Source organism: Sphingomonas sp. (assembly GCF_017745215.1).
Lineage (GTDB): Bacteria > Pseudomonadota > Alphaproteobacteria > Sphingomonadales > Sphingomonadaceae > Sphingomonas.
In genome coordinates this window covers 98,915-123,561 of record NZ_JAGHZV010000008.1, presented here as the reverse complement: position 1 = coordinate 123,561, position 24,647 = coordinate 98,915, and the positions used below count along the sequence as shown (strand labels likewise).

The following is a 24,647-nucleotide window of genomic DNA, read 5'->3' as shown; positions in this document are numbered from 1 at the left end:
CTCTCAGATGATGGTCGCGCCGCCGTCGACGACGAGGGTCTGGCCGGTGATATGCCCGCCGGCGTCCGAGGCAAGCAGCAGCGCGGCGCCCATCAGGTCGGTCTCGCCGCCGAGCTTGCCGAGCGGCGTCTGGCGCAGCATCTCGGCGCCGTGCGCGTCGAGCGTCGCGGCGGTCATCTTCGACGGGAAGAAGCCGGGGGCGAGCGCGTTGACGCGGATGTTGCGCGGCCCCCATTCGGCCGCAAGCGCGCGGGTCATGTTGATCACTGCGCCCTTGGCGGTGTTGTAGGCGATGGTGCCGAGCCGGTCGGGGTGGTGGCCGAGCAGCCCCTCGATCGAGGCGACGTTGACCACCGCGCCCTTGCCCCGCGGCAGGAAGGCCGTTCGCGCCACCGCCTGGGTGAGCAGGAAGAGGCCGGTGACGTTGAGGTCGATGACCTTGTTCCAGCCTTCGATCGGATAGTCCTCGGCGGGGGCGCCCCACACCGCGCCGGCGTTGTTGACCAGTATGTCGATCCGCCCGAACCGGTCGAGCACGCGCGCGGTGAGTTCTGCTGCCGCCTCGGGTGTGCCGAGGTCCGCCGCGAAGCCGGTCGCCTTGCCGCCGAACTGCGCCACGGCGGCATCGAGATCGGCCTGCTTGCGCGCGACCAGCGCGAGCGTCGCACCATATTCGGCGAGCGCAGTCGCGATCTGCAACCCCAGCCCGCGCGAGCCGCCGGTGACGATCGCCACCCGGCCGGTGAGGTCGAACAGCTTGCCCAGCACGCCCTCAGCCATGTTCGGCCCGCAGCCGCATCTTGTCGATCTTGCCCGTCATCGCGAGCGGCATCGCCGCCACGCGCACGATCGCATCGGGCAGCCACCAACTCGCTACCCGCGCGCGCAGCGCTTCGAGCAGCGTCTCGTCGGAAAGCTCGGCGCCCTTGCGCGGTTCGACCACCAGGATCGGCCGCTCGCCCCATTTGGCATGCGCGCGCCCGATCACCGCGACCTGGGCAACGTCCGGCAGCGCGCCGACGATCGCTTCGATCTCGCCGGGGTTGATCCACTCGCCGCCCGACTTGATCAGGTCCTTGGCGCGGCCGGTGATGCTGATGTTGCCCGCCTCGTCGATCACCGCGAGGTCGCCGGTATCGAACCAGCCCTGTGCGTCGGTCGCGAGGTCTTCGTGGCCGAAATAACGGTCGATCACGCTCGCGCCGCGCACGAACAGCCGGCCTTCGCACCCGTGCTGCTCGGGGAGGTCGATGCCCTCGGCGTCGCGCAGCAGCAAGTCGACGCCGATCGGCGGGCGGCCCGACTTGGCGGCGCTGCGCACCGGCGCGGTCGCCGGCGTGGTGGTGCCGAGCGGCGAAAGCTCGGTCATTCCCCAGCTCGTCTGGACGGTCACGCCGAGCCGCGCCTCGAGCCGGTCCATCAGCGCCTGCGGCACCGAGGAGCCGCCGAGCATGACGCGCTCGAGCGACGGCACGTCGCCGCCGGTGCGGTCGAGGTGGTCAACGAGGCCCAGCCACACCGTCGGCACGCCCGCGGCGACGGTGACGCCCTCGGCGTTGATCAGCCGCTCGAGGCTCGCGCCGTCCTGGTGGCGACCGGGGAACACCAGCTTGGCGCCCACTGCGGGGCCCGAGAAGGGGAAGCCCCAGCCGTTGGCGTGGAACATCGGCACCGCGACGAGCAGCGAATCGCTCGCCGAAAGCCCGCTCGCATCCGCCTGGAGCTGGTGGATGGTGTGGAGATAGTTGGAGCGGTGCGTGTAGCTCACCCCCTTGGGCAGCCCGGTGGTGCCCGAGGTGAAGCACAGTCCGGCCGGCGTCTCCTCGTCGAACCCGCCCCAGTCGGCGTCTTCGCCCAGGGTCTCGAGCAGCTCGCCATAGCGCCACACCGGCACGCCGCAGTCGGGCAGCGGGCAGTCGGCGCCTGGCTCGTCGAGCACGACCAGCGCGCGCAGCGTCGGGCAGCGCGGCACCAGTTGCTCGGCGATCGGCGCGAGGTCGGGGCTGATCGCGAGCACCGGGTTGGCCGCCTGCGCGATCATGCTGGTGAGATGCTCGATCGTCAGCCGCGGGTTGAGCGTGTGGCAGACCACGCCGATCCCCACGGCGCCATACCAGCATTCCATGTGCGCCTGGCTGTTCCAGGCCATGATCGCGAGATTGTCGCCGGGCGCCAGCCCGAGCGCCTGCAGCGCGCCCGACAGCCGCTTGCTGCGCGCCCGCAGCGCGGCATAGCCGATCCGCGAGACGGCCCCTTCGGCGCCACCGGTCACGACTTCGGTCCGCCCGTGCCACTTGGCGGCATGGTCGATGAACTGGTCGAGCGTCAGCGCATAGGGCTGCATCGCGCCGATCGGCGAAACAAAGGTCATGATCGCGCTACGCCCCTTACTTCTTCGCGACCGAAGCCACGCGGATCGCCTCGAACCCCGCCGCCATGAAGGTCGCCATGTGCCTGCGGATCGAGACGAAATCGTCCGACGAGCAGAGGCCGTGCGACAATTCGTCGAGACGGCCGGTGCGCGCCATATTGTGGGTCATCGCCCCCGAGACGAAGTGATAGCCCCAGAAGATCGTCTCCTCGTCGCACTCGGGCATCGCCTTCTTGAGCAGGTCGATCAGCGCGAGGACGACGGGGTTGAAATATTTGGTCATCTTCTCGGCGCCCCAGCCCGCGGCGCTGTTCGCCTGCGCGCTGATCTTGCCGAAGGCGATCCACTGGTCGGTGTCCTCGATCTGCACGTTCAAGTCGGCGTCGATCCAGGCGTGGAGTGCGCCCTCCACGGTTACCGCGTCGCCCACTTCGGCGGCATAGCGGCGCATGGCCTCGAGGCGGTTGCGTGCCGAGACCGGTGCCTTGCGCGCCCAGACTGCCTCGAACAGGCTTTCCTTGCCGTTGAAGTGATAGTGGATCAGCGTCGAGCTCACGCCTACCTTTGCCGCCACGTCCTTCAGCGTGATGCCATGATAGCCGAACTCGGCGAACAATTGTTCGGCCGCGTCGAGGATGCGTTCGATCGACGCCTCGCGGACGCGCGCCTTGTGGTCGCGGCCGCGGCTCGGCGGCGGTTTCAGCCGGGTCTGGATGTTGCTGGTCATAGGGTTTCAGCGTGCCGCGCCGCGAGAGGGCCGTCAACGCGGCACAGGCCGGCGGCATCGATCGCTCGATGCCGCCGGCGCCGCCCCGCCGGACCGGGAAACGCGATCGGCGCCGCGTCCTTCACAGGCCGAAGTTGACTCGCACACCGAAGGTGCGCGGCCGCAGGATCGCATAGCGGCTGTACACGAATGCTTCGGGGTGGATGTACGTCGTCGCCCGGCTGTTGCCGAGGTTCTCGACGTAGAAGGTCGTCGTCACCTGGCCGATGGTGAAGCCGCTCTGGATGTTGACGAAGGCATAGTTGTCGGTGTGGCCGTAGAGCGGGCTCGGCGTGTTGGCCTTGCCGGGCACGTTGGGGAAGCCGTTGGGGAAGGACCCGACATACTGGATCTGGAAGCTGGTGAAGCCCTTGGTGCTGCCGCCCAGCGGATAGTTGTACATGCCGTAGAACGAGCCCTGGACGTGCGGCGAGGCGAGGCGGGCATCCTTCACCGCGCCCGAGATCGTCGCTTCCTGCGTGGTCAGCTCGGTCACCTTGGCGTCGTTGAGCGAGCCGTTGAGCCCGAACATCAGCCCCTTGGTCGGGAAGAAGGCGATCTCCGCCTCGATCCCCTTGCTCGCCGCGCGGCCGACGTTGGTCGAGAACTGCACCGAGTCCGACTGGCGGTTGGCCTGCACCTGGATGTTGCGCCAGTCGATGTAATAGGCGGCGAGGTTCATCGTCAGCTTGCCCCCCATGAAGCGGCCCTTGAGGCCGACCTCATAGTTGGTGAGGTTGTCCGAGCCCGCGCCGGGCGGGATCACCAAGTCGGTGGGATCGACGGTGCTCTTGGTGCCCGCGCGCGCATTGTAGACGGGCGTGCGATAGCCGGTCGACACTGTGGCGTAGGTGGTGAGGTCGCGGCTCGGGCGATAGGCGAGGCTGGCCTTCCACGACGCCTTGGATGCCGAGGGATAGCGCGTGGTCGCGGCGCCGTTGGGCACCTTCTGGATCGCCGTGGGCAAGCCGTAGAGAACATTATACCACGGATAGCCGACCACCGCGTAAGTGAAATAGGCGGTGTTGAAGCCCGGCTTGGTGAGCACCGTGCCGCCGTACTTGCCGTAGCGCAGCCCGCCCGTGGCCGAGAGCGTGTCGGTCATGTGCCAGGTCAGCTCGCCATAGCCCGCGAGCTCATAGGTCTTCGAGATGCTGCCGAACTCGGCGAAGGACGCGCCGGTCAGGCCGGTGACGTGGATCGAATCGAGATAGGCCTGGTTGGAGAGGTCGCGGCCGTTGAGGTCGAGGTTGCGGTGCATGTAGAAGCCGCCGATCACCCAGTCGAACTTGCCGCCGCCGCCGGAGGTCAGGCGCGTCTCCTGGACGAAGGTCTTCTGGTTGTAGTCGTCGTCGAGGATGAACGGGATCGCGTTCTGGATCGGCACCGTGGCGGACGCAAAGGTGCCCGCCAGATCGACGTCGAAATCGCCGGTGGCGATCGAATAGGTGGTCGAGCTCGTCAGCTTGGCGCCGCCGAAGTCATAGTCGATCGTGCCGTTGTAGATCTGGGTGTCCGACGTGTAGAGATCGGGGATCGTCGAATAGCGCTTGCGGTCGCCGAGGTTGGGCGAGGTCAGCGCCGAGTCGCGGGGTTCGCTGTTCTCGTACGAGCCGAGCAGGCGGATGCTCAGCCGGTCGGTCGGCTTCCACAGCAGCGTCGCGCGGCCGCCCCAGTCGACCAGCTTGTTGGCGTTCTTCTTGTGGGTGCCGAGATTGTCGACGAAGCCGTCCTCGTTGCGGTAGAAGCCGACGACGCGCAGGCCGAGCGTGTCGCTGACCATCGGCACGTTGACCATCGCATTGTAGCGCTGGCGGATGCCGTCGCCGTCGGGCGTCCAGCCGAGGTCGACGAGGCCCGAGGCCTCGACTTCCTTGAGGTTGGGGCTCTTGGTGATGATCCGTAGCGCGCCCGAGAGCGAGCCCGAGCCGAACAGCGTGCCCTGCGGCCCGCGCAGGAACTCGACGCGCTCGACGTCGTAGAGATTGGGGTTGAGCGTCACCGTGTTGCCGATCGTGCTGATCGGCAGTTCGTCGATGTAGATCGTCGTGGTGGTCTGGAGGCCTGCGCCCCAGCCGTTGGTCGAGACGCCGCGCGCAGTGATGCGGGCGTTGTTGTCGCTCGCCTGGTTGAGCACCACGCCCGGCGTCTGGCGCGTGACGCCCTCGAAGCCGACGATGCCCTGCTGGGTCAGTTCCTTCTGGGTGAAGGCGGTGATGCTGAGCGGCACGTCCTGGATGCGCTCGGCGCGGCGAGTCGCGGTGACGACGATCTCGTTCTGGTCGGCCGGCTCGGCGGCGGACTGATCGTCCTGCGCGGGCTTGGCGGCGGCGGGCGGATTGGCCGAATCGGCCGCGGCGGTGCTGGCGAAGGCAGCGGCGGGCGTCGCGGCGGCGACCAGCGCGATCAGCGACGATGTATAGGCTAAGCGGTTCATATCCCCTCCTTTGTCGCTGCCGCGCCTTGGTGGCGCTGTCCCGCGAACGGGTTGGATATTCGCTTGGCTGACGGTTGGTGTCAATACTGACTGCCGAGTAAGTCAGTATTTGATTGGGACGACGGAGTTGTGCTGCGGCGAAGCATGCAAATCCTCCCCCGCAGGGGGAGGGGGACCGCTCGCGAAGCGAGTGGTGGAGGGGTAGCTCTCCACGAGCTTCAAAGCCCATGGAGAGCTACCCTCCGTCAGCCCTTCGGGCTGCCACCTCCCCTTCCAGGGGAGGATTGAAATATTGATCGGGTGAGCGTTACCGTCCCAAAGCCGCCGCGATCCGCGCCAGCCGCCGCCGCTCGTAGCTCGCGGCATCCAGCCCCGCAGTATTCGGCGCCAGCGCGGCGTAGAGCTTGCGCGCCGCTGCCTTGTCGCCGTGCGCCAGCGCGATCTCCGCCTTCACCGCATCGAGCTCGGCGTGCCACTCCGGATCGCCGACCAGCTGCCCGACCAGCGCCGGATCGACCGTCGCCGCCAGTGCCGCCGCTTCGTCGAACCGCTGGTTCTCGACCAGGCACTCGGCGGCGTAATAGCGCGCAGCATGGGTGAGCGGGTAATCGCTCCCGAACGCGGCCTCGGTATCGCGCAACCCTGCGCGCACGTCGGCCAAGCCTGCCGCCAGCTCGCCGCCGCGGCACTCGTCCATCCCCAGGTCGATGTGCCCGACCAGTGCCTGGTGCGATTCCGCGCCCGAGGTCTTGCTCGCGCCTTGCCACACGCGCCGCGAATCCTCCGCCGCTTCGCGGTAGCGGCCGAGCTCGGCGAGCATGTCGCCGCGCGTCGAGTGCAGCGCCAGCGTCAGCCGGTGGTCGGGGCCGTAGCGCTTGTCGAACAAGGGCAGCAGCTCGGTCACGCCCTTGATCACTTCGGCGTCGCGGTGCTGGAGCATCAGCGCGTTCAGGAGCACCTGGCGGGCATTGAGCGTGTCGGGATGGTCTGGGCCGAATGCCGCGGTCGCTTCCGCCACCACCGGGCGCATCTCGCGCTCGGCCTGCTCGCCCTGGCCGAGCCGCATCAGCACCAGCGCATGCGTCGAGCGCAGCCGCAGCGAATCGCGCTGGCTCACCGCATCGGGGTGTGCCTTGGCATAGCCGATCGCGCGGGTGAACGCCGCGTCGGCCACCTTGAGGTCGCCGAAGAAGCCCGCGATCCCCTCGGCCCGGGCGAGCGCGAAGCCGATCGGGCCGGTGTCCGCCGCGGGCCCGAGCCGCTTGCGCTCGGCCGCGATGATCGCCTGCGCCGCGTCGAGCCCGTCCTTCTGCCCCGACATCGCCTCGGCCTGCGCGCGGGTGAGCCGGGCGACCGTGGCGTCCTCGCCGTTCTGCGCGCCCGCGCGGCGGAAGTTGCGCTCGGCGGCGTCGAACTCGCTGCGCATCGCCGGGAAGTCGCTGCGCTCCTGGAAGGCGCGGGCGAGCGTCGCGTGCAGCCGCGCCGCGACCAGCGGGTCGGCAGCGAAGCGCCGGTCGATCTCGGCGCCTGCGCGCTTGGCGGCATCGGCGAGCGTCTCGGCGGCCGACTGGCTCCTGGTGGGATCGGTGCGGCCGAGCAGGTCGTCCGCAAGGAAGCCGTAGCTCGCCTCGGCGATCCGCCCCTGGCGCTGCGCCTCCTGCCGCTGCCGGTTCGCCACGAGCGCGAAGCCCGAGGTTCCGACGAGCCCGACGATCGCCGCCGCCGCCGCCGCGCGAACCCAGGGTCGACGCTGCGCGCGCCGCTCCTCCTCGCGCTTGAGCGCAGCGAGCTGGGCGTCGCGCTCGGTCGCTTCGAGCAGCGCCGCGCGGCGCTGCTCGAGCCGGTCGAGCCGGTCGGCGAGCAGCGAGGCTGCGCCCAGCCGCTGCTCGGGATCGCCCGCCGCCGCCTCGGCGATATCGGCCTCGAGCAGCGGATCGCCGATCGCGGCTTCCCAGCCGGGCGCGAGGTTCCGCCCGAAATCGCCCGCGGCGAGCTGGTAGAGGATCAGCCCGAGCGCGAAGATGTCGGACCTGGCGGTCGGCACCGCATCGCCGACCAGCTCGGGCGCGCGATAGAGCAGCGTGCCCGAGCGGCTGCCCTGGTCCTTCTCGCCGTCAAGGAACGGCGTGATCGCGTGCGCGGCGAGCAGGTCGTCGTCCATCACCACGCCGCTGCCGAAGTCGGCGAGGCGGATCCGTGGTGCGCCGTCGCGCTCCTCGATCAGGATGTTGGCGGGCTTGAGGTCCTTGTGGAGCACGCCCACGCCATGGACGGTCTCGAGCGCGCGCGCGACCAGTCGCGCCACCTCCAGCCGCTGCGCGAGCGGGATCGCCGCGAGCCCGCCCTTCGCTGCCGCCCAGTCGACCAGGCTCGCGCCGCCGTCGACGCTCTCCAGCCAATAGGGCGAGGTAGCGAAATTCCATTCGAGCAGCGGGACATAGGGCCCGTCCTCGGCGAGCGACGCCATCAGCAGCCGCGCGATCGCCGCTTCGCGCTTCAGTCCGCGTAGCCGATCGGGCGCGTCGGCGAACTTGAAGATGCGCCGCGCGCCGGTCTTCTCGTGCACCGCGCGCCACACGTCGTCGGCGCCGGTGTCGCCGAGCGACTCGAGCAGCCGCCATTGCGGCCGCCCCGGCACTTCCTCGCCGGCCTGGAAGGAGAAGCGCGGCATCAGCGGCCCGGCGAGCGTCTCGACCGAAACCGGCGCGGCCAGCCGATAGCCGATCCGCGGCACCGTCTCGACGATCTTGCCGTCGCCGTCGCCAAGCGCGCGGCGAAGCTTGGAGATGGCGGTGGGCAGCGACGCCTCGACCACGACGATGCCCGGCCACACCGCGTCGAGCAGCTCGCTCTTGGTGACGACCTCGCCGGCGCGCAGCAGCAGTTCGTGGAGCAGTTCGAGCGGCTTGGTCTCGATCGAGACCGCGGTGCCGCCGACTTCCAGCGCCCAGCTGCCCTCATCGAAGGCTGCCGTCGCGAACCGCCAACGCCGCCGCCGTCGCCGGCTTCCCGCCGTCGTTGCGCTCATGCCCACCCCTCGACAACCGCGCCCTATCGGAAAGCTGCATCAGGGCGTCGACCCGTGGGATTGAGCATGAACGGCACCGGGCTGGCACGCAAGCGGCCTCGCGAGATTTTAGCCTTGGCATTTCGCCGATTGGCAGCGGAACGTCAGACCTATTTCTTGACCACCGACGCCGCGCCGCCGCCGGGCACGGGCTTCGAACGGTCGCAGCTGTTGGTCCGGTCGACCAGGAACAGCGAGAAGCGATAGTTGTAGGGGCCCTTCTCGGCGGCGTAGCTCGTGGTGGTGAGCAGCGGATATTGCGACGAGAGGTTGGTCTGCACCCAGGGCCCGCTTGGCGCCTTGCTCTCGAGCAGCACGCACATCCGGTCGGCGCGCGGCATCAGCATGCGCACGGTGATCTGGCGCGCGCCGGTGTCGTCGGCACAGATTGGCGCGCGCGTGGTGGGGACGCAGTCGGCAAGCGCGGGCGAGGCGGCCGCGAGCCAGGCGAGGAGGATGGCGCAGGAGGATCGCATGAGGGTCATGGCATGGCCTTTCGGGATCGGGAGATGCGAAGTCATTCGGTGCAGGGCGACCAGCTCTCGCCGTCGCCGTCCGCGCCGGCGCGGGCCCTGGCGACGAGTGCGGCATAGCCGGGCACCGGCGCGCCGGGCTCGATCGTGATGCCCCAGAAGCCCCATTGCCCGCCCATCGCGGCGTCGCGCCCGCCGATCGACAAGTGGAGCGGCGCCGCGCCGGGCACTTCGACGCGATAGTCGGTCCCGCGCTCGTCGCCATAGGCGCCGCCGCCGGTGCTGCACGCATAGGCGGTGACCTTCGCGCCGAGCAGCCGCAGCGCGCCGGGAACGTCATAGGGGAGCGTCGCCGTCTCCTCGGACCAGTTCCAGGCGATCGTCTGGACCTTGCCCGCGCCCATCGCGCTGAACGCGAGATCCTTGGCGTAGCTGCCCTGGAACACCACCGTGATCGGGGGTGCCTGCTTGACCGGCCTGGTCCAGGCGATGCTGGGCATGATCGCCTTGAGCTGCGCCTGGCTCTGGAGCTGCGCGGGCGGGGTCCGCGCGATCCTTACGATGGCGCGGGCCAGCGGCAGCGTCGCGGTGGCGGTGGCGAATTCCTGCGCGCAGGTGGATGCGATGAACTTCGCTTCCACGCCGGCGCGCTTCTGCCGCGCCCCGCACTCGGCGAGATACTGCGGCCTGGTCATCGGGGTGAGCGTGGGGGCGGTCTGGGCACCGCACGCCGTCGGGAAGGCGAGCAGGGCGAGCAGGATCAATCGGCGCATCGGTCTGTCTCCTGTCAGGCGCTGGCGAGCGGGTTGCGGATCTTGCCGAGCCCCGCGAGGATCAGCGCGATCCCCGCGCCGAGCAGCACCCAGGCGCCGAAGCCGAGCGTCAGCATCTGCACGCCGCCGTAGCTCGTCCCCATCGCACTGACGTTCCAGAGCAGCCCATAGGCGACCACGCCCGACGCCCCCGCGGCGATCGCCGCCGGCGCTACCAGCCGCCCGGTCCAGGCGAGCCCCGCCACCGCGAGCGCCAGCACCGGCACGGCATAGACGAGGAAGATGAAGCCGAGCAGGAACGCCCCCGACGTCGCCTTGGCGAGTTCGTCGTCGGCCTTGGCGCGCTCGTCCTGCAGGTCCTTGAGCGCCTGGCCGGCGGTCGGGCCCGAGCCGAAGAAGCCGACCGGCGTCGACGGGCCCGACTTGGCGATGACTTCCTGGATCTGCGCCTCGCGCTCGTCGAACGACTTGGTGCGCGACGCCGACATCTCGCGGGCGCCCTGGACGCGCTCGTTCAGCTCGCTCACCACCGGCGACAGCCCCAGCAGCGAGAGGCTGCGCCCGCCCATCCCGGCGCTGTTGATCGCGGGCAGGAAGCAGGCGATCAGCAGGATGATCGCGAGCGGGAAGGGCAGCGTCCCCATCGCCAGCGACTTAGCCTTGGCCACCGCGGGCGAGGCGCCCAGCGCCCCCACGTCGATCGAGGCGCCCGCGACCGGATAGATGTCGACCGCGTCCTTGCCGCGCGGCTCGAAGTCCACTGCGATCCCCGCCGCGATCGGCTTGTCGCTGCGCCATTCGCCCTGGCCGAAACCGTAGCGCGCGCCGTCCTCGCCGCTGATCGTTCCCGTGCCCGTCGAGGGGGTGAACCCCAGAACCTTCCCCTTCATGATCCGCCTCCGCTAACTGGATGTGCGGAGGATCGCCGGGCGGGGCCGCGAAGTCCTCACGGACTTCTCAAGGATTTCTCAAGCCGTCCGGGACGCGCCAATTGCACCCCAATCGAGCCCGAAGCGCGCGAGATATTTGCGTAGCCGGTCGGCGTCGTTGGTGCTGCTCGGCCGCGCGCGCGAGGCGGAAAACAGCAGCCGTCCTTCGGACAGCGAGCGGCTCGCGGCACACACGCAGCCCCTCCACTTCGGGCTGGGGGTGGGTCCTGCGCGTCTCGCCGAGGCCGACGTTTGTCTTCGCGGACATGCCTCACCCCAACCCCTCCCGTGAAGGGGAGGGGCTCAAGAAGAGTCACGCCACAACCCCCGCCACCACGGCGCCCAGCACCTCTGCCGCATCGCGCGGGCTCAGCCGCAGCTGCAGCCCGCGCTGGCCGCCGTTGATGTAGACCAGCGCGTGCGCGATCGCCTCGGCCTCGATCGCCACCGGCACGCGGCGCATCTGCCCGAACGGGCTGATCCCGCCGACCTTGTATCCCGTTACGCGCTCGGCATCGGCGGGCTTCATCATCTCGGCCGACTTCACCCCCAGCGCCGCGGCGAGCTTCTTCATCGAGACTTCGCGGTCCGACGGCACGATCACGCACGCCGGCTTGCCGCCCGCGACCGTCATCAGCGTCTTGAGCACGCGCGCCGGCGCCTCGCCCAGCGCCTCGGCCGCCTGCATCCCGATCCGCTCGGCATCGGGGTCATAGGCATAGGCGTGGACGGTGAAGGCGATCTTCGCCTGCTCGAGGAAGCGCGTCGCGCGGGTGGCCATCGACATGCCCCGCCTTTCGCCGGGAGCGGCGCAGACCGCAAGCGTTGGAACCGCCCCTCCTCAATCGTCATCCCGGCGAAAGCCGGGACCCAGGGTCAAGAGCGATGTCCTTTGCTGCCCTGGGTCCCGGCTTTCGCCGGGATGACGGTTTAGGAAAAGGCTCCTAGCCGATCGTATCGCGGTACCGCAGGATCGCCACGCTCCCCAGCACGAGCAGCATCAGCGCGAGCACTGCCATGTGCGGCAGCGAATCGGCCACGCCCCAGCCCTTGAGCAAAATCCCCCGGATCAGCCGCAGGAAATGCGTCACCGGGATCGCCTCGCCGATCGCCTGCGCCCAGCCGGGCATGCCGCGGAAGGGGAAGAGGAAGCCCGACAGCAGGATGCTCGGCAGCATGTAGAAGAAGCTCATCTGCATCGCCTGCAGCTGGGTCTGCGCGATCGTCGACAGCGTGAAGCCGAGCGCGAGGCTGACGGTCGCGAACAACAGCGTCACCAGGATCGCGAGCACCGGCGATCCCGCGAAGGGCACGTGGAAGAGGAAGGTCGCGAACCCCAGGATCACCAGCGTCTGGATGAAGCCGATGAAGAGGTAAGGGGCGATCTTGCCGACCATCACCTCCACCGGCCTGAGCGGCATCGCGAGGAGGTTCTCCATCGTCCCCTGCTCGGTCTCGCGCGTCACCGCCATCGCGGTCATCATCACCATCGTGATCGACAGCACCACGCCCAGCAGTCCCGGCACAATGTTGTAGCTGGTGATCCCCTCGGGATTGTAGCTGCGGTGGAGCACGACATCGACCGGCGCCTGCCCCGGCTGGAGGCTGCCGAGCGGCCCGATCAAATCGTGCGCGAGGCCGGTCTGCACCGCCTGGCTGATCGCCGCGAGCGCATTGCCCGTCGCCGAGGGATCGGTCGCGTCGGCGGTCACCAGCAGCTGCGGCCGCTCGCCGCGCACCAGGTCGCGCGTGAAGTCCTGCGGGATCGTCACCACGAACTGCACCGTGCCGTCGCGCACCAGCCGGTCGGCCTCGTCATGGCGGTCGACCACCTGGGTGACGTCGAAATAGGTCGTGTTGCGCAACGCCGCGTCGACCGATCGGGTGAGCGCCGAATGGTCGTTCATCTCGATCGCGAGCGGCAGATGCCGCGGGTCGCCGTTGATCGCATAGCCGAACAGGAGGAGCTGGACGATCGGGATGCCGAACATCATCCCGATGGTCAGCCGGTCGCGCGCCATCTGGAGCACTTCCTTGATCATCACCGCAAGGATGCGCTCGATCATGCGACGGCCTCCACCACGCTGTTGTCCCGGGCTTTGCCCATCAGGTCGATGAACACGTCCTCGAGCGTCGGCGCGGACTCGGTGAAGCGGATGCGGTCGGCCCAGGGCTCCACCGCCTTGCGCAGCGCCGCCGGATCGGTGCCGCAGACGTGCAGCGTCGTCCCGAACGCCGCGGCGCTGCTCACCCCCGGCCGGTGCGCGATCTCGCCCGCGAGCCGGTCGGCGCCGGGCCCTTCGCCGCGCAGCGCATGCAGGCCCGAGCCGGCGATCACGTCATGCGTCGTCCCGCGCGCGAGCATCACGCCATAGGCGATGTACGCGATCTCGTGGCAGCGCTCGGCTTCGTCCATGTAATGCGTCGAGACGAGCACGGTGATCCCGGTCTTGGCGAGCGCGTGGATCTGGTCCCAGAACTCGCGCCGCGCCTGGGGATCGACGCCCGCGGTCGGCTCGTCGAGCAGCAGGATGCGCGGCTCGTGGAGCACGCAGGCGGCGAGCGCGAGCCGTTGCTTCCACCCGCCCGAGAGATTGCCCGCGAGCTGGTTGGCGCGCGTCGCCAGGCCGAGCTGCTCGAGCGCGGCGTCCACCCGCTCGGTCCGCCGGTCGAGCCCGTAGACGCGCGCGACGAAAGCGAGGTTCTCGCGGATCGTCAGGTCGCCGAACAGCCCGAACTTCTGCGTCATATAGCCGATCTGGCGCTTGATCGCCTGGCGCTGGGTGGCAAGGTCGAGCCCCAGCACGGTCCCACGTCCCTCGTCGGGGATCAGCAGCCCGCAGATCATCCGCAGCGTGGTGGTCTTGCCCGAGCCGTTGGGGCCGAGGAACCCGCAGATCCGCCCTTCCTCGACCTTCAGGTCCACATGATCGACGACGGTGCGCCCGCCGAAGCGCTTGGTGAGCCCCTCGACGTCGATCGCGGTGCTCACCGGACCGGCTCGACGTCGACCGGCAGCCCGAGCGGCAGCGGGTCGGCGGAAGCGGGGAGGGCGGCCTCGACGAGGAACACCAGCTTCTCGCGCGCCCGGTCCGAATAGATCACCGGCGGGGTGAATTCGCTCCGCGGCGAGATGTAGCGGATCGTTGCGGTGCGAATGCCGCCGCAGCCGTCGCAGCCGAAGCGGATCGTGCCGCCGACCTTGAGCCTGGCGACGCGGTCCTGCGGCACGAAGAAGCGGATCTTGCGCTTGTCGTCGGGCAGCACCGCGACCACCGGCGCATTGGCGGGCACCCATTCGCCGGGGTTGAAGAAGGTCTGCTCGATCACGCCATTGGCGGGCGCGGTCGGCGCAATCTCGTCGCGGCGGCGCTGCTGGGCGCGCAGCGCGGCGTCGGCGCTGGCGATGTTCGCCTCCGCCGCGCGGAGCTGGTCGGCGCGACCGGCGCTGAGCTCGCCCGAGCGCTGCTGCGCCAGCGCCTGGTCGAGCTGCGCCTTGGCCGTGTCGCGCGCGGCTCGCGCCGCATCGAGCTGCGACTTGGAGACGAAGCCGCGCGCCGCCAGCGCCGCATAGCGCGTGTAATCCCGCTCGGTCTTGGCGAGCTGTGCCCGCGCCGCCGCCTGTGCTGCGCGCGAAACGTCGAGCTCGGCGGGCCGCTCGCGCTGCTGGGTGAGGTCGGCCGCCTGCGCGCGTGCCGCCTCGGCCTGCGCCGCAAGCTGCGCGGTGGCGGCATCGGTGGTCACCGTGTTGAGCGTGAACAGCTGCGCCCCTGCCTTCACCGCCGCCCCGCGCTCCACCGGCCGCTCCGCGAGCGTGCCCGCGGTGGGGGCGGCGATGTAGAGCGTCTCGCCCTCGACATAGCCGAGCCAGCGCTCCGGCGCGGGTGGGTTCAGCGCGCGCCAGCCGAACCAGCCGGCGAACGCGAGCACGACGAGGATGACGGGGATGAGGAGTCGGGGATTGGGTCTCATGGCGCTTCCTGCCTGAGCAAGCCGTTGAGGAGGACGTCGAGATGCGCCGCGGCCATCGCTTCGACGTCGATCGGCTCGGCGCCGACGGGTTCGAACACGGTCCGCCAGATCGCGGCGAGGATCACCCCGCCGATCACCGAGCGCGCGACGTGCCTGGCATCGACCTCGCGGAACTCGCCGCGCGCGACACCGTGGCGGATCACGCGTTCGATCAGCCCGAGTCCCTGCGACACCGCGGTGTCGTGGTAATAGCGCGCGATCTCGGGGAAGTTGCGCCCTTCGCCGATGATCAGCCGGGGGACGAAGGCGATGTCGCCGGTGGTGATCCGGGTGATCGCGGTGGTGACGAGCCCGGTGAGCAGCGCGCGCGCGGGGATGTCGCCGAAGCCCTGGGGGATGAGCTGGGGCAGGGTGGCGCCGATCAGCATGTCGATCAGCGCGCGGAACAGCGCCTCCTTCGAGGCGAACTGGAGGTAGAGCGCCGCCTTGGAGATGCCGACGCGCCGGGCGATATCCTCCATCCGCGCCGCGGCGAACCCGCGCTCGGCGAATTCGCTGCGGGCAGCGGCAAGGATCGCGTCACGGCGGTCGGGCGGAGTCGCGCGGGGCATGGCGCGGTTTATAACTGACTAGTCAGTTATAAACAAGCGAGTCCTTTGCGTCCTTCGCGCGCTTCGTTCGTTTGCGCCTCCGCGAACGAGGCAAGGAGAGGAAGATGGCCGGGTTGCTTGAGGGCCGCATCGCGCTGGTCACCGGTGGTGATTCCGGGATCGGCGCCGCCTGCGCGCTAGCGTTGGCGGGCCAGGGCGCAGCAGTCGCGATGCTCTATTTCGCCGACGAGACCGCCGCCGGTCGGACGAAGCAGGCCGTCGAGGCGGCCGGCGCGAAGGCGATCGCCCTCCAGGCTGACGTCGGCGACGAAGCCGCGGTCGAGGCCGCCTTCACCGCCGCCCGGGCGGCGCTCGGCGTGCCGAACCTGCTGGTCAATTCGGCGGGGCTCAACATGAGCGACGTGCCCGTCGCCGACATGGCGCTCGCGCAATGGGAGCGGATGCTCCGCACCGACCTGACAGGACCCTTCCTCACGTCGCGCGCGCTCGTCCGGGGGCTGCGCGACGCGAAGCAGCCAGGGCGGATCGTCAACATCAGCTCGATCCACGGCCAGGCGGTGCGTGCGGGCGGGGCCGACTATTGCTCGGCCAAGGCGGGACTCGAGAACCTCACCCGCACGATGGCGATCGAATGCGCGCCGCTCGGCATCACCGTCAACGCGATCGCGCCCGGCATGATCCTGACGCCGATGAACCGCCGCGCGCAGGAAGACGCCGCCTATCGCGCGAGTCTCGAACGCAATATCCCCGTGGGTCGCGCCGGGAGGCCGGAGGAAGTCGGCGACCTCGCCGTGTATCTCTGCTCGGACGCCGCGGCCTATATCACCGGTGCGATCCTGCCGATCGACGGCGGGCTCAGCCTCGAAGCCGCGCTGGGCGCCTGACCATGGCGCGGCTGGATTTCAACGTCGAGGCGATCGAGGCCGTGACGCTCGACGGCCCGCCCGGGATCGCCGCGCGCGACCTGATGAGCCCCTATGTCTGGCGCGGCCAAGACCATCGCTACCAGATGATGGTCCGCGCGGTGCCGCGCCCCGGCGAGTGGGGCGATACCGGAACGATCTGGCACGCCACGAGCGACGACGGCCGCCACTTCACCGCGGCGGACCGCCCCGCGATCGTCCCCGGACCCGAGCCTGAGGACGCCGGCGGCTGCGAGGACCCGACCGTCGTCGAGCGGCCCGACGGCAGCTATGTCGTCTATTACACCGGCGTCGACATCGGCCGCACGCACGGCGAGATGCTCTATGCCGAAGGCCCGTCGATGGACCGGCTGGCCAAGCGCGGCGTGGCGATGCCCTCGACGCCGAGCGAAGGCAACATCAAGGAAGCCACCGTCGACCGTACCCGGGACGGCGGCTGGCGGATGTTCTACGAATATGCCGCGAACGACGCCTCGCTGATCGGCCTCGCGATCGGCGAGGACGTGGCGGGCCCCTGGACGCACCAGCGCCAGCCCTTCGCCCCGCGTCCCGACAGCTGGGACGCCTGGCACCTCTCGACCGGCCCGCTGCTCACCAGCGACAAGGACCGGCCGGTGATGTTCTACAACGGCGCCACGCACGACGCGCGCTGGCGGATCGGCTGGATCGCCTTCGACGCCGATTATGCCCATGTCGTCGATCGCTGCATCGAGCCGCTGATCGCGCCGCCGCCCGCCGAGGACCGCAGCGCCACCGACATCGTGTTCGCTGCCTCGATCGTGCTCGTCGGCGGCCACCCCTGGCTCTATTATTCGCGCGCCGACGCGGCGCTCTTCCGCGCGTCGCTCCGCCGGAGCTGACGCGGAAAGCGGGGCGGAACCCGCGAAGGCGCCGCCCCGAACCGGATCACTCCATGCGCTTCTTGTAGCATTCCTTGAGCGCGCTCTCGCGCTTGCCCTTGGTCAGGGCCTCTGCCTTGGCGCGGCACTGGCCGATGGCCGTGTTCGCCGCGGCAGCGGCCTCGGCCGACTTGGAGTCGAACGAGGACGACAGGTGCCCGTCGGCGGTGAAGGGCACCGGCTGGGCCAGCTGCGACATCAGCTCGCGGCCCATCGGAACGCGCGCGCGCTTTCCGGTGATGAAGCCGGCGAACACGCCGACCGCGATGATGCCGACGCCGGTCGCAACGGTGTTGCCTTCGCCTTCCTGGCGATAGTCGCCGGTCACCGGGATATGCTCGCCGTTCAGGTCGATGTAGCGCCGCGAGAATTCCATCTTGCCCGACTTGCCGAACGCGCCCTTGCCCGTCCGCCAGGTGATCTCGCCCAGCGCCGGCGTGCCGCGCGGGATCACGATCGTGTCGCCGATCTTCACGTCGTCGCGCACCGCGAGCGGGAAGGTGTCGCCTTCCTTGTGGGTGCTGCTGTTCACTTCCTTCGAGACGATCAGCGTGATCGGCGTCCCCTTGGTCAGCATCAACTCGCCTTCCGGGGCCCCAACCCCCGACGCCCCCGGAACCGCAGCCGCCTGCACCGCTTGGGATGCAGTCTGCGCGGACAAGGGCGCGGCAAGAAGCGCGGCGATCGCCGCGCCAGTGATGAACCGTTTCATCGAATTCCCCCTCCAACAAGGCAGCGGCTGAAGAAGCCGTGCGACTGAGAGGCTAAGCAAGAATCTGGAAACGCGCAATATTTCTACTGCGGGCGGAGCATGGGTATTTTGCTTTTCCACCTATTTTTATTTCGGCCGGCGCTCAGGCACCGCATGATTCCCTGACGATCAGGTCGGTCGGCAAATGCTCGGAGAGATGATCGGGGTTCGGGTCCAGGATCCGCGCGACCAGCTTTCGCCCTGCGTCCTGCGTGTCCTGGCGGATCGTCGTCAGCGTCGGCGTCGAGAGGCGGGCGAGCAGCATGTCGTCATAGCCCACCACCGAGACGTCGCGCGGCACCGTCAGCCCCTCGCGGCGCAGCGCCCGGATGGCGCCCAGCGCGATAAGGTCGCTCGAGGCGACGATCCCGTCGAACGACACGCCGCGCCGCAGCAGCCGCCCCACCGCGGCCTCGGCGGACTCGAACTCGAAGTCCACTGCCACCACCAGCTTGGGATCGGCTTCGATCCCCGCTTCCTTCAGCGCCTCGAAATAGCCGCGCCGCCGCTGCTCGGCCTCGGGGTCCGAGGAGCCGAGGAACAGGATGCGCCGCCGCCCCAGCCGCGCGAGATGCGCGGTCGCGCGCCGCCCGCCGAGGAGGTTGTCCGAGCCGATCGAGCAATATTTCTGCCCCGCCAGCCGCGCGCCCCACACCACGAAGCGCGCACTGGTCGCCGCCAGCCGGTTGAACGCTTCGTGGAGCATGCTCTGCCCCAGGAAGATCACCCCGCTCGCCCGGCTCGACGTCGCCGCGGTCACCAGGTCCTCGTATTTGGACGGCGTGGTGTGGCTCACCGTGAAGTCGCAGTCGCGCGCGCGCGCCGCCTCGCCGATGCTCGCGAGCAGCTCGAGGAAGAAGGGATGCGAGAGCGGCAGCGGCCCGCCGCGCATGTGCGGGGTCACGATCGCGATCGATCCCTCCGCTCCGATCGGCGCCGAGGGCATGTAGTGGCGGAAGGGGTATTCATGCTCGCGTGCGAGCGCCCAGATGCGCTGCTTGGTGCGCGTGCTGATCAACGGATGGTCGTTGAGCGCGCGCGAGACAGTGGAGATCGAGACTCCGGCGAGCTGGGCCAGATCCTCGAGCGTCGTATTGCTGTTGCCAGTCGTGCCCATTTGCGATCAAGCTTCGAATAGGGCCGAACACGGCCGCCAGGGGAGGGAAATTCGTTGGACTCGGAAGAAGCCGCGCCGGCGCCGAAACGCCCGCGGCTGTCGTTCCTGCAGATCTGGAACATGTGCATCGGTCTGTTCGGCGTGCAGATCGTCTGGGGCCTGCAGAACGGCAACACCAGCCGCATCTTCCAGACGCTCGGCGCGAACATCGACGAGCTCGCGATCCTGTGGATCGCCGGCCCCGCCGCCGGGCTGCTCGTCCAGCCGGTGATCGGCTATCTCTCGGACCGCACCTGGACCCCGCTCGGCCGTAGGCGACCGTATCTCTTCGGCGGCGCGCTGCTCGCCGGCGCCGCGCTCTGGGCGATGCCGCACGCGCCGAGCCTGATGCTGGCCAGCCTGATGCTCTGGCTGCTCACCGCCTCGATCAACATCGCGATGGAGCCGTTCCGTGCGCTCGTCGCCGACACCATGCCCGAGGAGCAGCGCACCACCGGCTTCGCGATGCAGGTGTTCTTCATCGGCGCGGGCGCGGTGTTCGCCTCGGCCTTGCCGTGGATGCTCACCCATTGGTTCGGGATCGATGGGCAGGGCCGGCCCGGCGTCGTCCCCGATTCGGTGCGCTATGCCTTCACCATCGGCGCGATCGGCCTGGTCGCGGCGGTTAGCTGGAGCGTCTTCACCACGCGCGAGCGCAGGCCCGATCGCGCCGCCCAGACCGCCGCCGACCCGCACCTGATCCCCAGCGCCGAGGGCGCCGCCAAGCTCGTCCGCCAGGGCTGGCTGTGGATCCTCGGCGGCATCGCGCTCGCCGCCGCGGCCGGGCTCGGCGGCTGGGAGCGCGAGACCTATGTCGTCGCGGTGCTCGCCGCGGTGTTCGGGCTCGCCCAGCTCGGCGCGGTGTGGATGCGCCGCGCGGGCCACGCCTCGATCGGCATGTTCGAGATCGTCGAGGACATCCTCCACATGCCGTTGCTGTTGCGCCGGCTCGCGGTGGTGCAGTTCTTCACCTGGTTCGGGCTGTTCGCGATGTGGATCTACACCACGCCCTCGGTCGCCGCGCAGCACTATGGCGCGCCCGATCCCGGCACGCCCGGCTACAACGAAGCCGCCGACTGGGTGGGGGTGCTCTTCGCGGGGTACAACGGCGTCGCCTCGCTGGTCGCGCTGCTGCTGCCGCTGGTGACCGCCAGGCTCGGCCGGCCGGTCACGCACGCGCTGTGCCTCGCGTGCGGCGGGCTCGGGCTGGCGGGCTTCCTCGTGATCCGCGACCCCGCGCTGCTGTGGCTCCCGGCGGCCGGCATCGGCATCGCCTGGGCCGGGATCCTGTCCTTGCCCTATGCCATGCTCTCCAGCGCCGTGCCGCCGAGCAAGACCGGCGTGTACATGGGCATCCACAATGTCTTCCTGGTGCTGCCCCAGCTGGTCGCGGCGACCGTGCTCGGCGCACTGGTCGGCGAGTGGTTCGAGGGGCGCGCGATCGCCGCGCTGGCGCTGTCGGCGGGGTCGTTCGGGCTCGCCGCGCTGTTCGCGCTCACGCTGCCGCGAAGCCCGGGGCGCCACGGCTGAATCGAGGGCCGCGGCACGGCGACCCGCACCGGCTCGACTCGCCGATTTCTCTTCTGCCCACTCCCGCAAAACACTGCCCCGAGTTGCGCAATTTCCATGCAAATATTGCAGTATTTCGCGCCGTTTCCAAGCAGATTTTGTTTGGCATGACAACGCTCGTCATTTTCTGTGAGCGCTAACAAGAAATTTAAGTGCTTATAATTCAATTGCTTGAAAAAGTGCATGTGGCGCCGAAACCACGATGCTGCGCAAAATCTTTTGCCTCTTGCCTGCCTCGCCCAGTGTACGCAAAATTACGCAAATCAACGGGCGGTGATGCAAATTGCGCATTCCCGCTCAAGGCCGCAGGGGACTTGCGGCCGGTTGCAGCATCGGCGTCACGGCGGGGGGACCATCGCCAGGCGCTGGGGGAGGAGGGGACGATGACACTGCGCAACCCATGCGCGCCGGCCGCGAAGGCCGGTGCCGCGGCACCACCGCACCCAGCCTGATCTCTTGGCAGTCCGGACCCGCAGGGGCCCGGCGATCTTCGCGTGTGAATTCGACCGGCTCCGGGGACAGGAGCGGCAGACAACAGGGAGTAGGAAATGAAGGACATTCGTTCGAGCCGCGGCCGCAGCGCGCTCCTTCGCGGGAGCGTTTCGCTGGCCGCGCTGGCGATGATGGGCTGGGGGCCCGCCGCTTATGCGCAGGACGAGCCCGCGCCGGCCGCCCAGGCCGATGACGGCAGCGCGCCGGGCAACGACGAAGGCATCGTCGTCGTCGGCGTGCGCCGCGCGCTCCAGTCGGCCGCGCAGATCAAGAAGAACGCCGACACCATCGTCGATTCGATCACCGCGACCGATATCGGCGCCTTCCCCGACACTTCGGTCGCCGGCGCGCTCCAGCGCGTGCCGGGCATCACCGTGTCGCGCCTCCAGTCGACCGACGATTCGACGCACCCGTCGGGCGAGCCCGCCGGCGTGCTGATCCGCGGCCTCACCATGGTCCGCACCGAGTTCAACGGCCGCGACAGCTTCTCGGCCGACAGCGCCCGCGGGCTCAACTTCAACGACGTCTCGCCCGAGCTGATGGCCGGCGTCGATGCGTACAAGAACCAGACCGCCGACATGATCGAGGGCGGCATCGCCGGCACCGTCGTGCTGCGCACGCGCCTGCCGTTCGACAGCAAGGGGCTGGTCGTCACCGGCGTCGCCAAGGCCACCTACGGCGACCGGTCGGACAAGTGGACCGGCGAATTCTCGGGCCTGATCAGCGACACCTGGGAGACCGGGATCGGCCGCTTCGGCCTGCTCGCCGACGTCGCCCGCAGCCATGTCGTCACGCGCACCGAAAGCGTGATCATGGACAAGATCGACACCTATTGCACCAACGTCACCGGCGTGAAGCCGGACGGGTCGATCGGGTGCACCGGCAATCCCTTCGGCGGCTCGAGCTGGGCCTATGTGCCCGACGGCATCCGCTATTCGCAGGTCGATTACGACCGCACCCGCACCGGCTTCGCGCTCGCGGGCCAGTATGAGAACAACTCGGGCAACTTCCGGATCACTACCCAGTACACCGAATCCCGCTATCACAATGCCTGGCTCGAGCGTGCGTCGCACACGATCTTCGACGGCAATTATTACGGCACGCAGGCCTTCAATCCACGCGGCAGCACCATCCTCGGCGCCGCCGACGGCAGCTCGCTCGTCTTCGGCTCGGACGGCCGGCTCGTCTCGGGCGTGCTGACCCAGGGCCATGGCAGCTGGCTGGGCAGCTGGAGCAGCACCCAGGACGCGATCAACACCGGTTCCGCCGTCCCGGGCAAGCCCTTCGTCAACAATTGCGCCGCGCCCGACGTCTGCTCGACGCTGCGCGACGGCCTCTATTTCCAGAACGAGGCGCGCAACTTCGATCATCGCGAATCGACCCGCGACTTTTCGGCGAACGTCCGCTGGGACCCGACCGACCGGCTCCACGTCACCCTCGACGGCCAGCGCATCACCGCGAGCACGAGCAACAACGACATCCTCGTCGCCACCGGCTCGATGGCGAACATGAAGTACAGCGTGAACGAGGACGGCACGCCCAAGGTCGAGCTGCTTCCCGGCTCAAACGTCAACTATGCGACCGGCGGCCTCGCCAACCCACACAATTACTGGATGCCGTTCATCCAGGCGCACGTCGAGGACAATGACGGCCACGAGACCGCGCTGCGCGGCGACCTCGAATATGAGTTCGGCGACGGCAGCTGGCTCGATTCGCTGAAGGTCGGCGTGCGCTACGCCAACCGCAGCCAGAACGTCCGCTACTCGACCTTCAACTGGACGCCGATCGCGGCCTCGTGGAACTGCAACGGCCCGGGCTTCAACATCGACAACACCAGCCCCGCGCCTTATCCGGCCTGTGCCGCCGGCCACCCCGACTTCAAGGGCTATGGCGCGGGCATATGGGAATCGACCACGCTCGGCGACGGCTTCTTCGACGGCAACGTCTATTCGAACGGCCCGCTCGTCTATCTCAACCGCGCGACGCTCCAGGACTTCCCCAAGCTCGTCCAGTCGCTCAGCGGACCGACCACCAACTCGCCGATTTCGCCCGGCTGGACACCGGTCTGCGACCGCAGCGACGCGACCGTCGACGATTGCTTCCTGCCCAGCGAAGTGATGCACGTTCGCGAGCGGACCAAGGCCGCCTATGCGATGGCGCGCTTCGGCGGGGACGACAAGACGATCTTCGGCGGCATCACCGTGCGCGGCAACGCCGGCGTCCGCGTGATCAAGACCGAGATCAGCAGCGACGGCAGCATCGGCTTCCCGACCTCGACCAACCTCCAGCTGCTCGCGCCGTGCGGCACGCCGCTGTCGGGCACGGCGATCGTCAATCCGTCCTGCTACCTCACCCCGGCGATCCTCGCCTTCTCGAACGGCGGCGGCACGCCCAACACGTTCAAGGCCAGCCACACCCAATGGCTGCCGAGCTTCAACGTGCGCTTCGGGCTCGACGACAAGAGCTTCGTCCGCTTCGGCTATTCGCGGGCGATGTCGCGGCCGGACTTCGGCCTGCTGCGCAACTTCGTCTCGATCAACTCGCCGGTGATCAACACCGGGCCGGACTCGCCCTACATCGTCTATAATTCGCCGACCGCGGCGCACACCGCGGCGAACGTCACCGGCTACAACTTCGTGTTCCGTGCGGAATCGGGCTATGCCGGGCTCCAGCCAATCACCGCCGACCAGTTCGACCTGACCTTCGAACATTATTTCGGCAACGGCAGCTCGTTCAGCGTCGACCTCTTCTACAAGCACCTGAACGGCAGCATCGCCTATGGCGAGTTCAGCCGCACGATCACCAACAACGGCTCGACCCAGAACGTGCTGCTCCGCGGTCCGCGCAACGGCGCGGGCGGCGGTGAATTGAAGGGCTTCGAAGTCGCCTACCAGGGCTTCTTCACCTTCCTGCCGGGCCTGCTCTCTGGCCTCGGCGCGCAGCTCAACTACACCTATGTCGACCAGTCGGGGATCAACAACTCGAACCTGGTGACGCAGGGCGCGCTCGACGGCGGCGGAACCGGCGGCTTCGGCGCGGGCCTCGACGTCTCGGGCGGGCGCGGCGCGGTGATGGACTCGCACATGCTCGCGGGCATCTCGAAGCACTCGTTCAACGCCGTGGCGCTGTACGAAAAGGGCCCGGTGGCGCTGCGCCTCGCCTATAACTGGCGGTCGCGCTTCCTCACCAACAACCTCGATTGCTGCATCGGCCTGCCGGTGTTCCAGAAGGCGGCGGGCTACCTCGACGGGTCGATCCGCTTCTCGCCGTTCGACTGGGTCGAGCTCTCGATCGAAGGCTCGAACCTGCTGAACACCACCACGGTCTACCAGCAGCAGGTCTTCGGCGACACGTCGATAACGCCGGGCGCGAAGCCGGTCTACATGGACTCCAACTGGGGCCGGGTGGACCGCCGCTTCTCCTTCGGCGCGCGCTTCAAGTTCTGATACCTCCCACTG

19 protein-coding genes are annotated in these 24,647 nt (G+C 69.0%); 4 read left to right on the top strand and 15 right to left on the bottom strand.

All coding sequences use genetic code 11. The features are described 5' to 3' along the window. Positions 1–3 precede the first annotated feature (3 nt). The 13 genes from J7495_RS10275 to J7495_RS10215 all read right to left on the bottom strand — a co-directional run bounded on the left by J7495_RS10275 (position 4) and on the right by J7495_RS10215 (position 15,399). Positions 4–780 carry an SDR family oxidoreductase gene (locus tag J7495_RS10275; RefSeq protein ID WP_294056401.1) on the bottom strand — a complete coding sequence of 259 codons (777 nt, stop codon included), beginning with the start codon at positions 778–780 and terminating at the stop codon, positions 4–6. Further along, positions 773–2,371 carry an AMP-binding protein gene (locus tag J7495_RS10270; protein ID WP_294056400.1) on the bottom strand — a complete coding sequence of 533 codons (1,599 nt, stop codon included), beginning with the start codon at positions 2,369–2,371 and terminating at the stop codon, positions 773–775. Before J7495_RS10270 ends, J7495_RS10275 begins: the two co-directional genes overlap by 8 nt. 16 nt (positions 2,372–2,387) lie before the next feature. Further along, positions 2,388–3,098 carry a TetR/AcrR family transcriptional regulator gene (locus J7495_RS10265; protein WP_294056399.1) on the bottom strand — a complete coding sequence of 237 codons (711 nt, stop codon included), beginning with the start codon at positions 3,096–3,098 and terminating at the stop codon, positions 2,388–2,390. Between the two features lie 121 nt (positions 3,099–3,219). Then, positions 3,220–5,574 carry a TonB-dependent receptor gene (locus tag J7495_RS10260; protein ID WP_294056398.1) on the bottom strand — a complete coding sequence of 785 codons (2,355 nt, stop codon included), beginning with the start codon at positions 5,572–5,574 and terminating at the stop codon, positions 3,220–3,222. 307 nt (positions 5,575–5,881) lie between these two features. Continuing rightward, positions 5,882–8,602: a winged helix-turn-helix domain-containing protein gene (locus J7495_RS10255; protein ID WP_294056397.1), complete on the bottom strand. Its 2,721-nt coding sequence runs from the start codon at positions 8,600–8,602 to the stop codon at positions 5,882–5,884. Positions 8,603–8,751: 149 nt separating this feature from the next. Then, positions 8,752–9,126, bottom strand: coding sequence for a hypothetical protein (locus J7495_RS10250; protein ID WP_294056396.1), 375 nt, complete (start codon positions 9,124–9,126; stop codon positions 8,752–8,754). A 32-nt stretch (positions 9,127–9,158) separates the two neighbouring features. Then, positions 9,159–9,887, bottom strand: coding sequence for a hypothetical protein (locus tag J7495_RS10245; protein ID WP_294056395.1), 729 nt, complete (start codon positions 9,885–9,887; stop codon positions 9,159–9,161). Positions 9,888–9,901: 14 nt separating this feature from the next. Then, positions 9,902–10,777: a hypothetical protein gene (locus tag J7495_RS10240; RefSeq protein WP_294056394.1), complete on the bottom strand. Its 876-nt coding sequence runs from the start codon at positions 10,775–10,777 to the stop codon at positions 9,902–9,904. Positions 10,778–11,129: 352 nt separating this feature from the next. Further along, on the bottom strand, positions 11,130–11,603 hold the full coding sequence (ybaK, locus tag J7495_RS10235) for a Cys-tRNA(Pro) deacylase (RefSeq protein ID WP_294056393.1): 474 nt from the start codon (positions 11,601–11,603) through the stop codon (positions 11,130–11,132). 157 nt (positions 11,604–11,760) lie between these two features. Further along, complete coding sequence (locus J7495_RS10230; protein ID WP_294056392.1) at positions 11,761–12,882, bottom strand: ABC transporter permease; 1,122 nt, start codon at positions 12,880–12,882, stop codon at positions 11,761–11,763. After that, positions 12,879–13,808, bottom strand: coding sequence for an ABC transporter ATP-binding protein (locus tag J7495_RS10225; RefSeq protein WP_294056391.1), 930 nt, complete (start codon positions 13,806–13,808; stop codon positions 12,879–12,881). Before J7495_RS10225 ends, J7495_RS10230 begins: the two co-directional genes overlap by 4 nt. Then, complete coding sequence (locus J7495_RS10220; protein WP_294056390.1) at positions 13,805–14,788, bottom strand: HlyD family efflux transporter periplasmic adaptor subunit; 984 nt, start codon at positions 14,786–14,788, stop codon at positions 13,805–13,807. The genes J7495_RS10225 and J7495_RS10220 overlap by 4 nt, the downstream gene beginning before the upstream one ends. Further along, complete coding sequence (locus tag J7495_RS10215) at positions 14,785–15,399, bottom strand: TetR/AcrR family transcriptional regulator (RefSeq protein ID WP_294056389.1); 615 nt, start codon at positions 15,397–15,399, stop codon at positions 14,785–14,787. Before J7495_RS10215 ends, J7495_RS10220 begins: the two co-directional genes overlap by 4 nt. A 104-nt stretch (positions 15,400–15,503) precedes the next feature. On the opposite strand from J7495_RS10215, the gene fabG reads away from it, so the two are divergent. Together fabG and J7495_RS10205 are read left to right on the top strand one after the other, a co-directional pair. Next, a complete protein-coding gene (gene fabG / locus J7495_RS10210) occupies positions 15,504–16,283 on the top strand; it encodes an SDR family NAD(P)-dependent oxidoreductase (protein ID WP_294056388.1) in 780 nt (259 codons plus the stop codon). A 2-nt stretch (positions 16,284–16,285) separates the two neighbouring features. Further along, complete coding sequence (locus tag J7495_RS10205) at positions 16,286–17,182, top strand: glycosidase (RefSeq protein ID WP_294056387.1); 897 nt, start codon at positions 16,286–16,288, stop codon at positions 17,180–17,182. 46 nt (positions 17,183–17,228) lie between these two features. Here J7495_RS10205 and J7495_RS10200 read toward each other — a convergent pair whose 3' ends face one another. Both J7495_RS10200 and J7495_RS10195 read right to left on the bottom strand, forming a co-directional pair. After that, positions 17,229–17,798: a hypothetical protein gene (locus J7495_RS10200; RefSeq protein WP_294056386.1), complete on the bottom strand. Its 570-nt coding sequence runs from the start codon at positions 17,796–17,798 to the stop codon at positions 17,229–17,231. 277 nt (positions 17,799–18,075) lie between these two features. Further along, on the bottom strand, positions 18,076–19,089 hold the full coding sequence (locus J7495_RS10195; RefSeq protein WP_294056385.1) for a LacI family DNA-binding transcriptional regulator: 1,014 nt from the start codon (positions 19,087–19,089) through the stop codon (positions 18,076–18,078). 54 nt (positions 19,090–19,143) lie between these two features. Between J7495_RS10195 and J7495_RS10190 the strand changes: the two genes are divergently transcribed. Then, positions 19,144–20,658: an MFS transporter gene (locus tag J7495_RS10190; protein ID WP_294056384.1), complete on the top strand. Its 1,515-nt coding sequence runs from the start codon at positions 19,144–19,146 to the stop codon at positions 20,656–20,658. 587 nt (positions 20,659–21,245) lie between these two features. After that, on the top strand, positions 21,246–24,635 hold the full coding sequence (locus J7495_RS10185) for a TonB-dependent receptor (RefSeq protein ID WP_294056383.1): 3,390 nt from the start codon (positions 21,246–21,248) through the stop codon (positions 24,633–24,635). The last annotated feature ends 12 nt before the right edge of the window (positions 24,636–24,647 follow it).

Bases quoted from the DNA above. Each gene is read 5' to 3' on its own strand.
- J7495_RS10275 (WP_294056401.1), bottom strand. From the start codon at position 780: ATGGCTGAGGGCGTGCTGGGCAAGCTGTTCGACCTCACCGGCCGGGTG.
- J7495_RS10270 (WP_294056400.1), bottom strand. From the start codon at position 2,371: ATGACCTTTGTTTCGCCGATCGGCGCGATGCAGCCCTATGCGCTGACG.
- J7495_RS10265 (WP_294056399.1), bottom strand. From the start codon at position 3,098: ATGACCAGCAACATCCAGACCCGGCTGAAACCGCCGCCGAGCCGCGGC.
- J7495_RS10260 (WP_294056398.1), bottom strand. From the start codon at position 5,574: ATGAACCGCTTAGCCTATACATCGTCGCTGATCGCGCTGGTCGCCGCC.
- J7495_RS10255 (WP_294056397.1), bottom strand. From the start codon at position 8,602: ATGAGCGCAACGACGGCGGGAAGCCGGCGACGGCGGCGGCGTTGGCGG.
- J7495_RS10250 (WP_294056396.1), bottom strand. From the start codon at position 9,126: ATGACCCTCATGCGATCCTCCTGCGCCATCCTCCTCGCCTGGCTCGCG.
- J7495_RS10245 (WP_294056395.1), bottom strand. From the start codon at position 9,887: ATGCGCCGATTGATCCTGCTCGCCCTGCTCGCCTTCCCGACGGCGTGC.
- J7495_RS10240 (WP_294056394.1), bottom strand. From the start codon at position 10,777: ATGAAGGGGAAGGTTCTGGGGTTCACCCCCTCGACGGGCACGGGAACG.
- ybaK (WP_294056393.1), bottom strand. From the start codon at position 11,603: ATGTCGATGGCCACCCGCGCGACGCGCTTCCTCGAGCAGGCGAAGATC.
- J7495_RS10230 (WP_294056392.1), bottom strand. From the start codon at position 12,882: ATGATCGAGCGCATCCTTGCGGTGATGATCAAGGAAGTGCTCCAGATG.
- J7495_RS10220 (WP_294056390.1), bottom strand. From the start codon at position 14,788: ATGAGACCCAATCCCCGACTCCTCATCCCCGTCATCCTCGTCGTGCTC.
- J7495_RS10215 (WP_294056389.1), bottom strand. From the start codon at position 15,399: ATGCCCCGCGCGACTCCGCCCGACCGCCGTGACGCGATCCTTGCCGCT.
- fabG (WP_294056388.1), top strand. From the start codon at position 15,504: ATGGCCGGGTTGCTTGAGGGCCGCATCGCGCTGGTCACCGGTGGTGAT.
- J7495_RS10205 (WP_294056387.1), top strand. From the start codon at position 16,286: ATGGCGCGGCTGGATTTCAACGTCGAGGCGATCGAGGCCGTGACGCTC.
- J7495_RS10200 (WP_294056386.1), bottom strand. From the start codon at position 17,798: ATGCTGACCAAGGGGACGCCGATCACGCTGATCGTCTCGAAGGAAGTG.
- J7495_RS10195 (WP_294056385.1), bottom strand. From the start codon at position 19,089: ATGGGCACGACTGGCAACAGCAATACGACGCTCGAGGATCTGGCCCAG.
- J7495_RS10185 (WP_294056383.1), top strand. From the start codon at position 21,246: ATGAAGGACATTCGTTCGAGCCGCGGCCGCAGCGCGCTCCTTCGCGGG.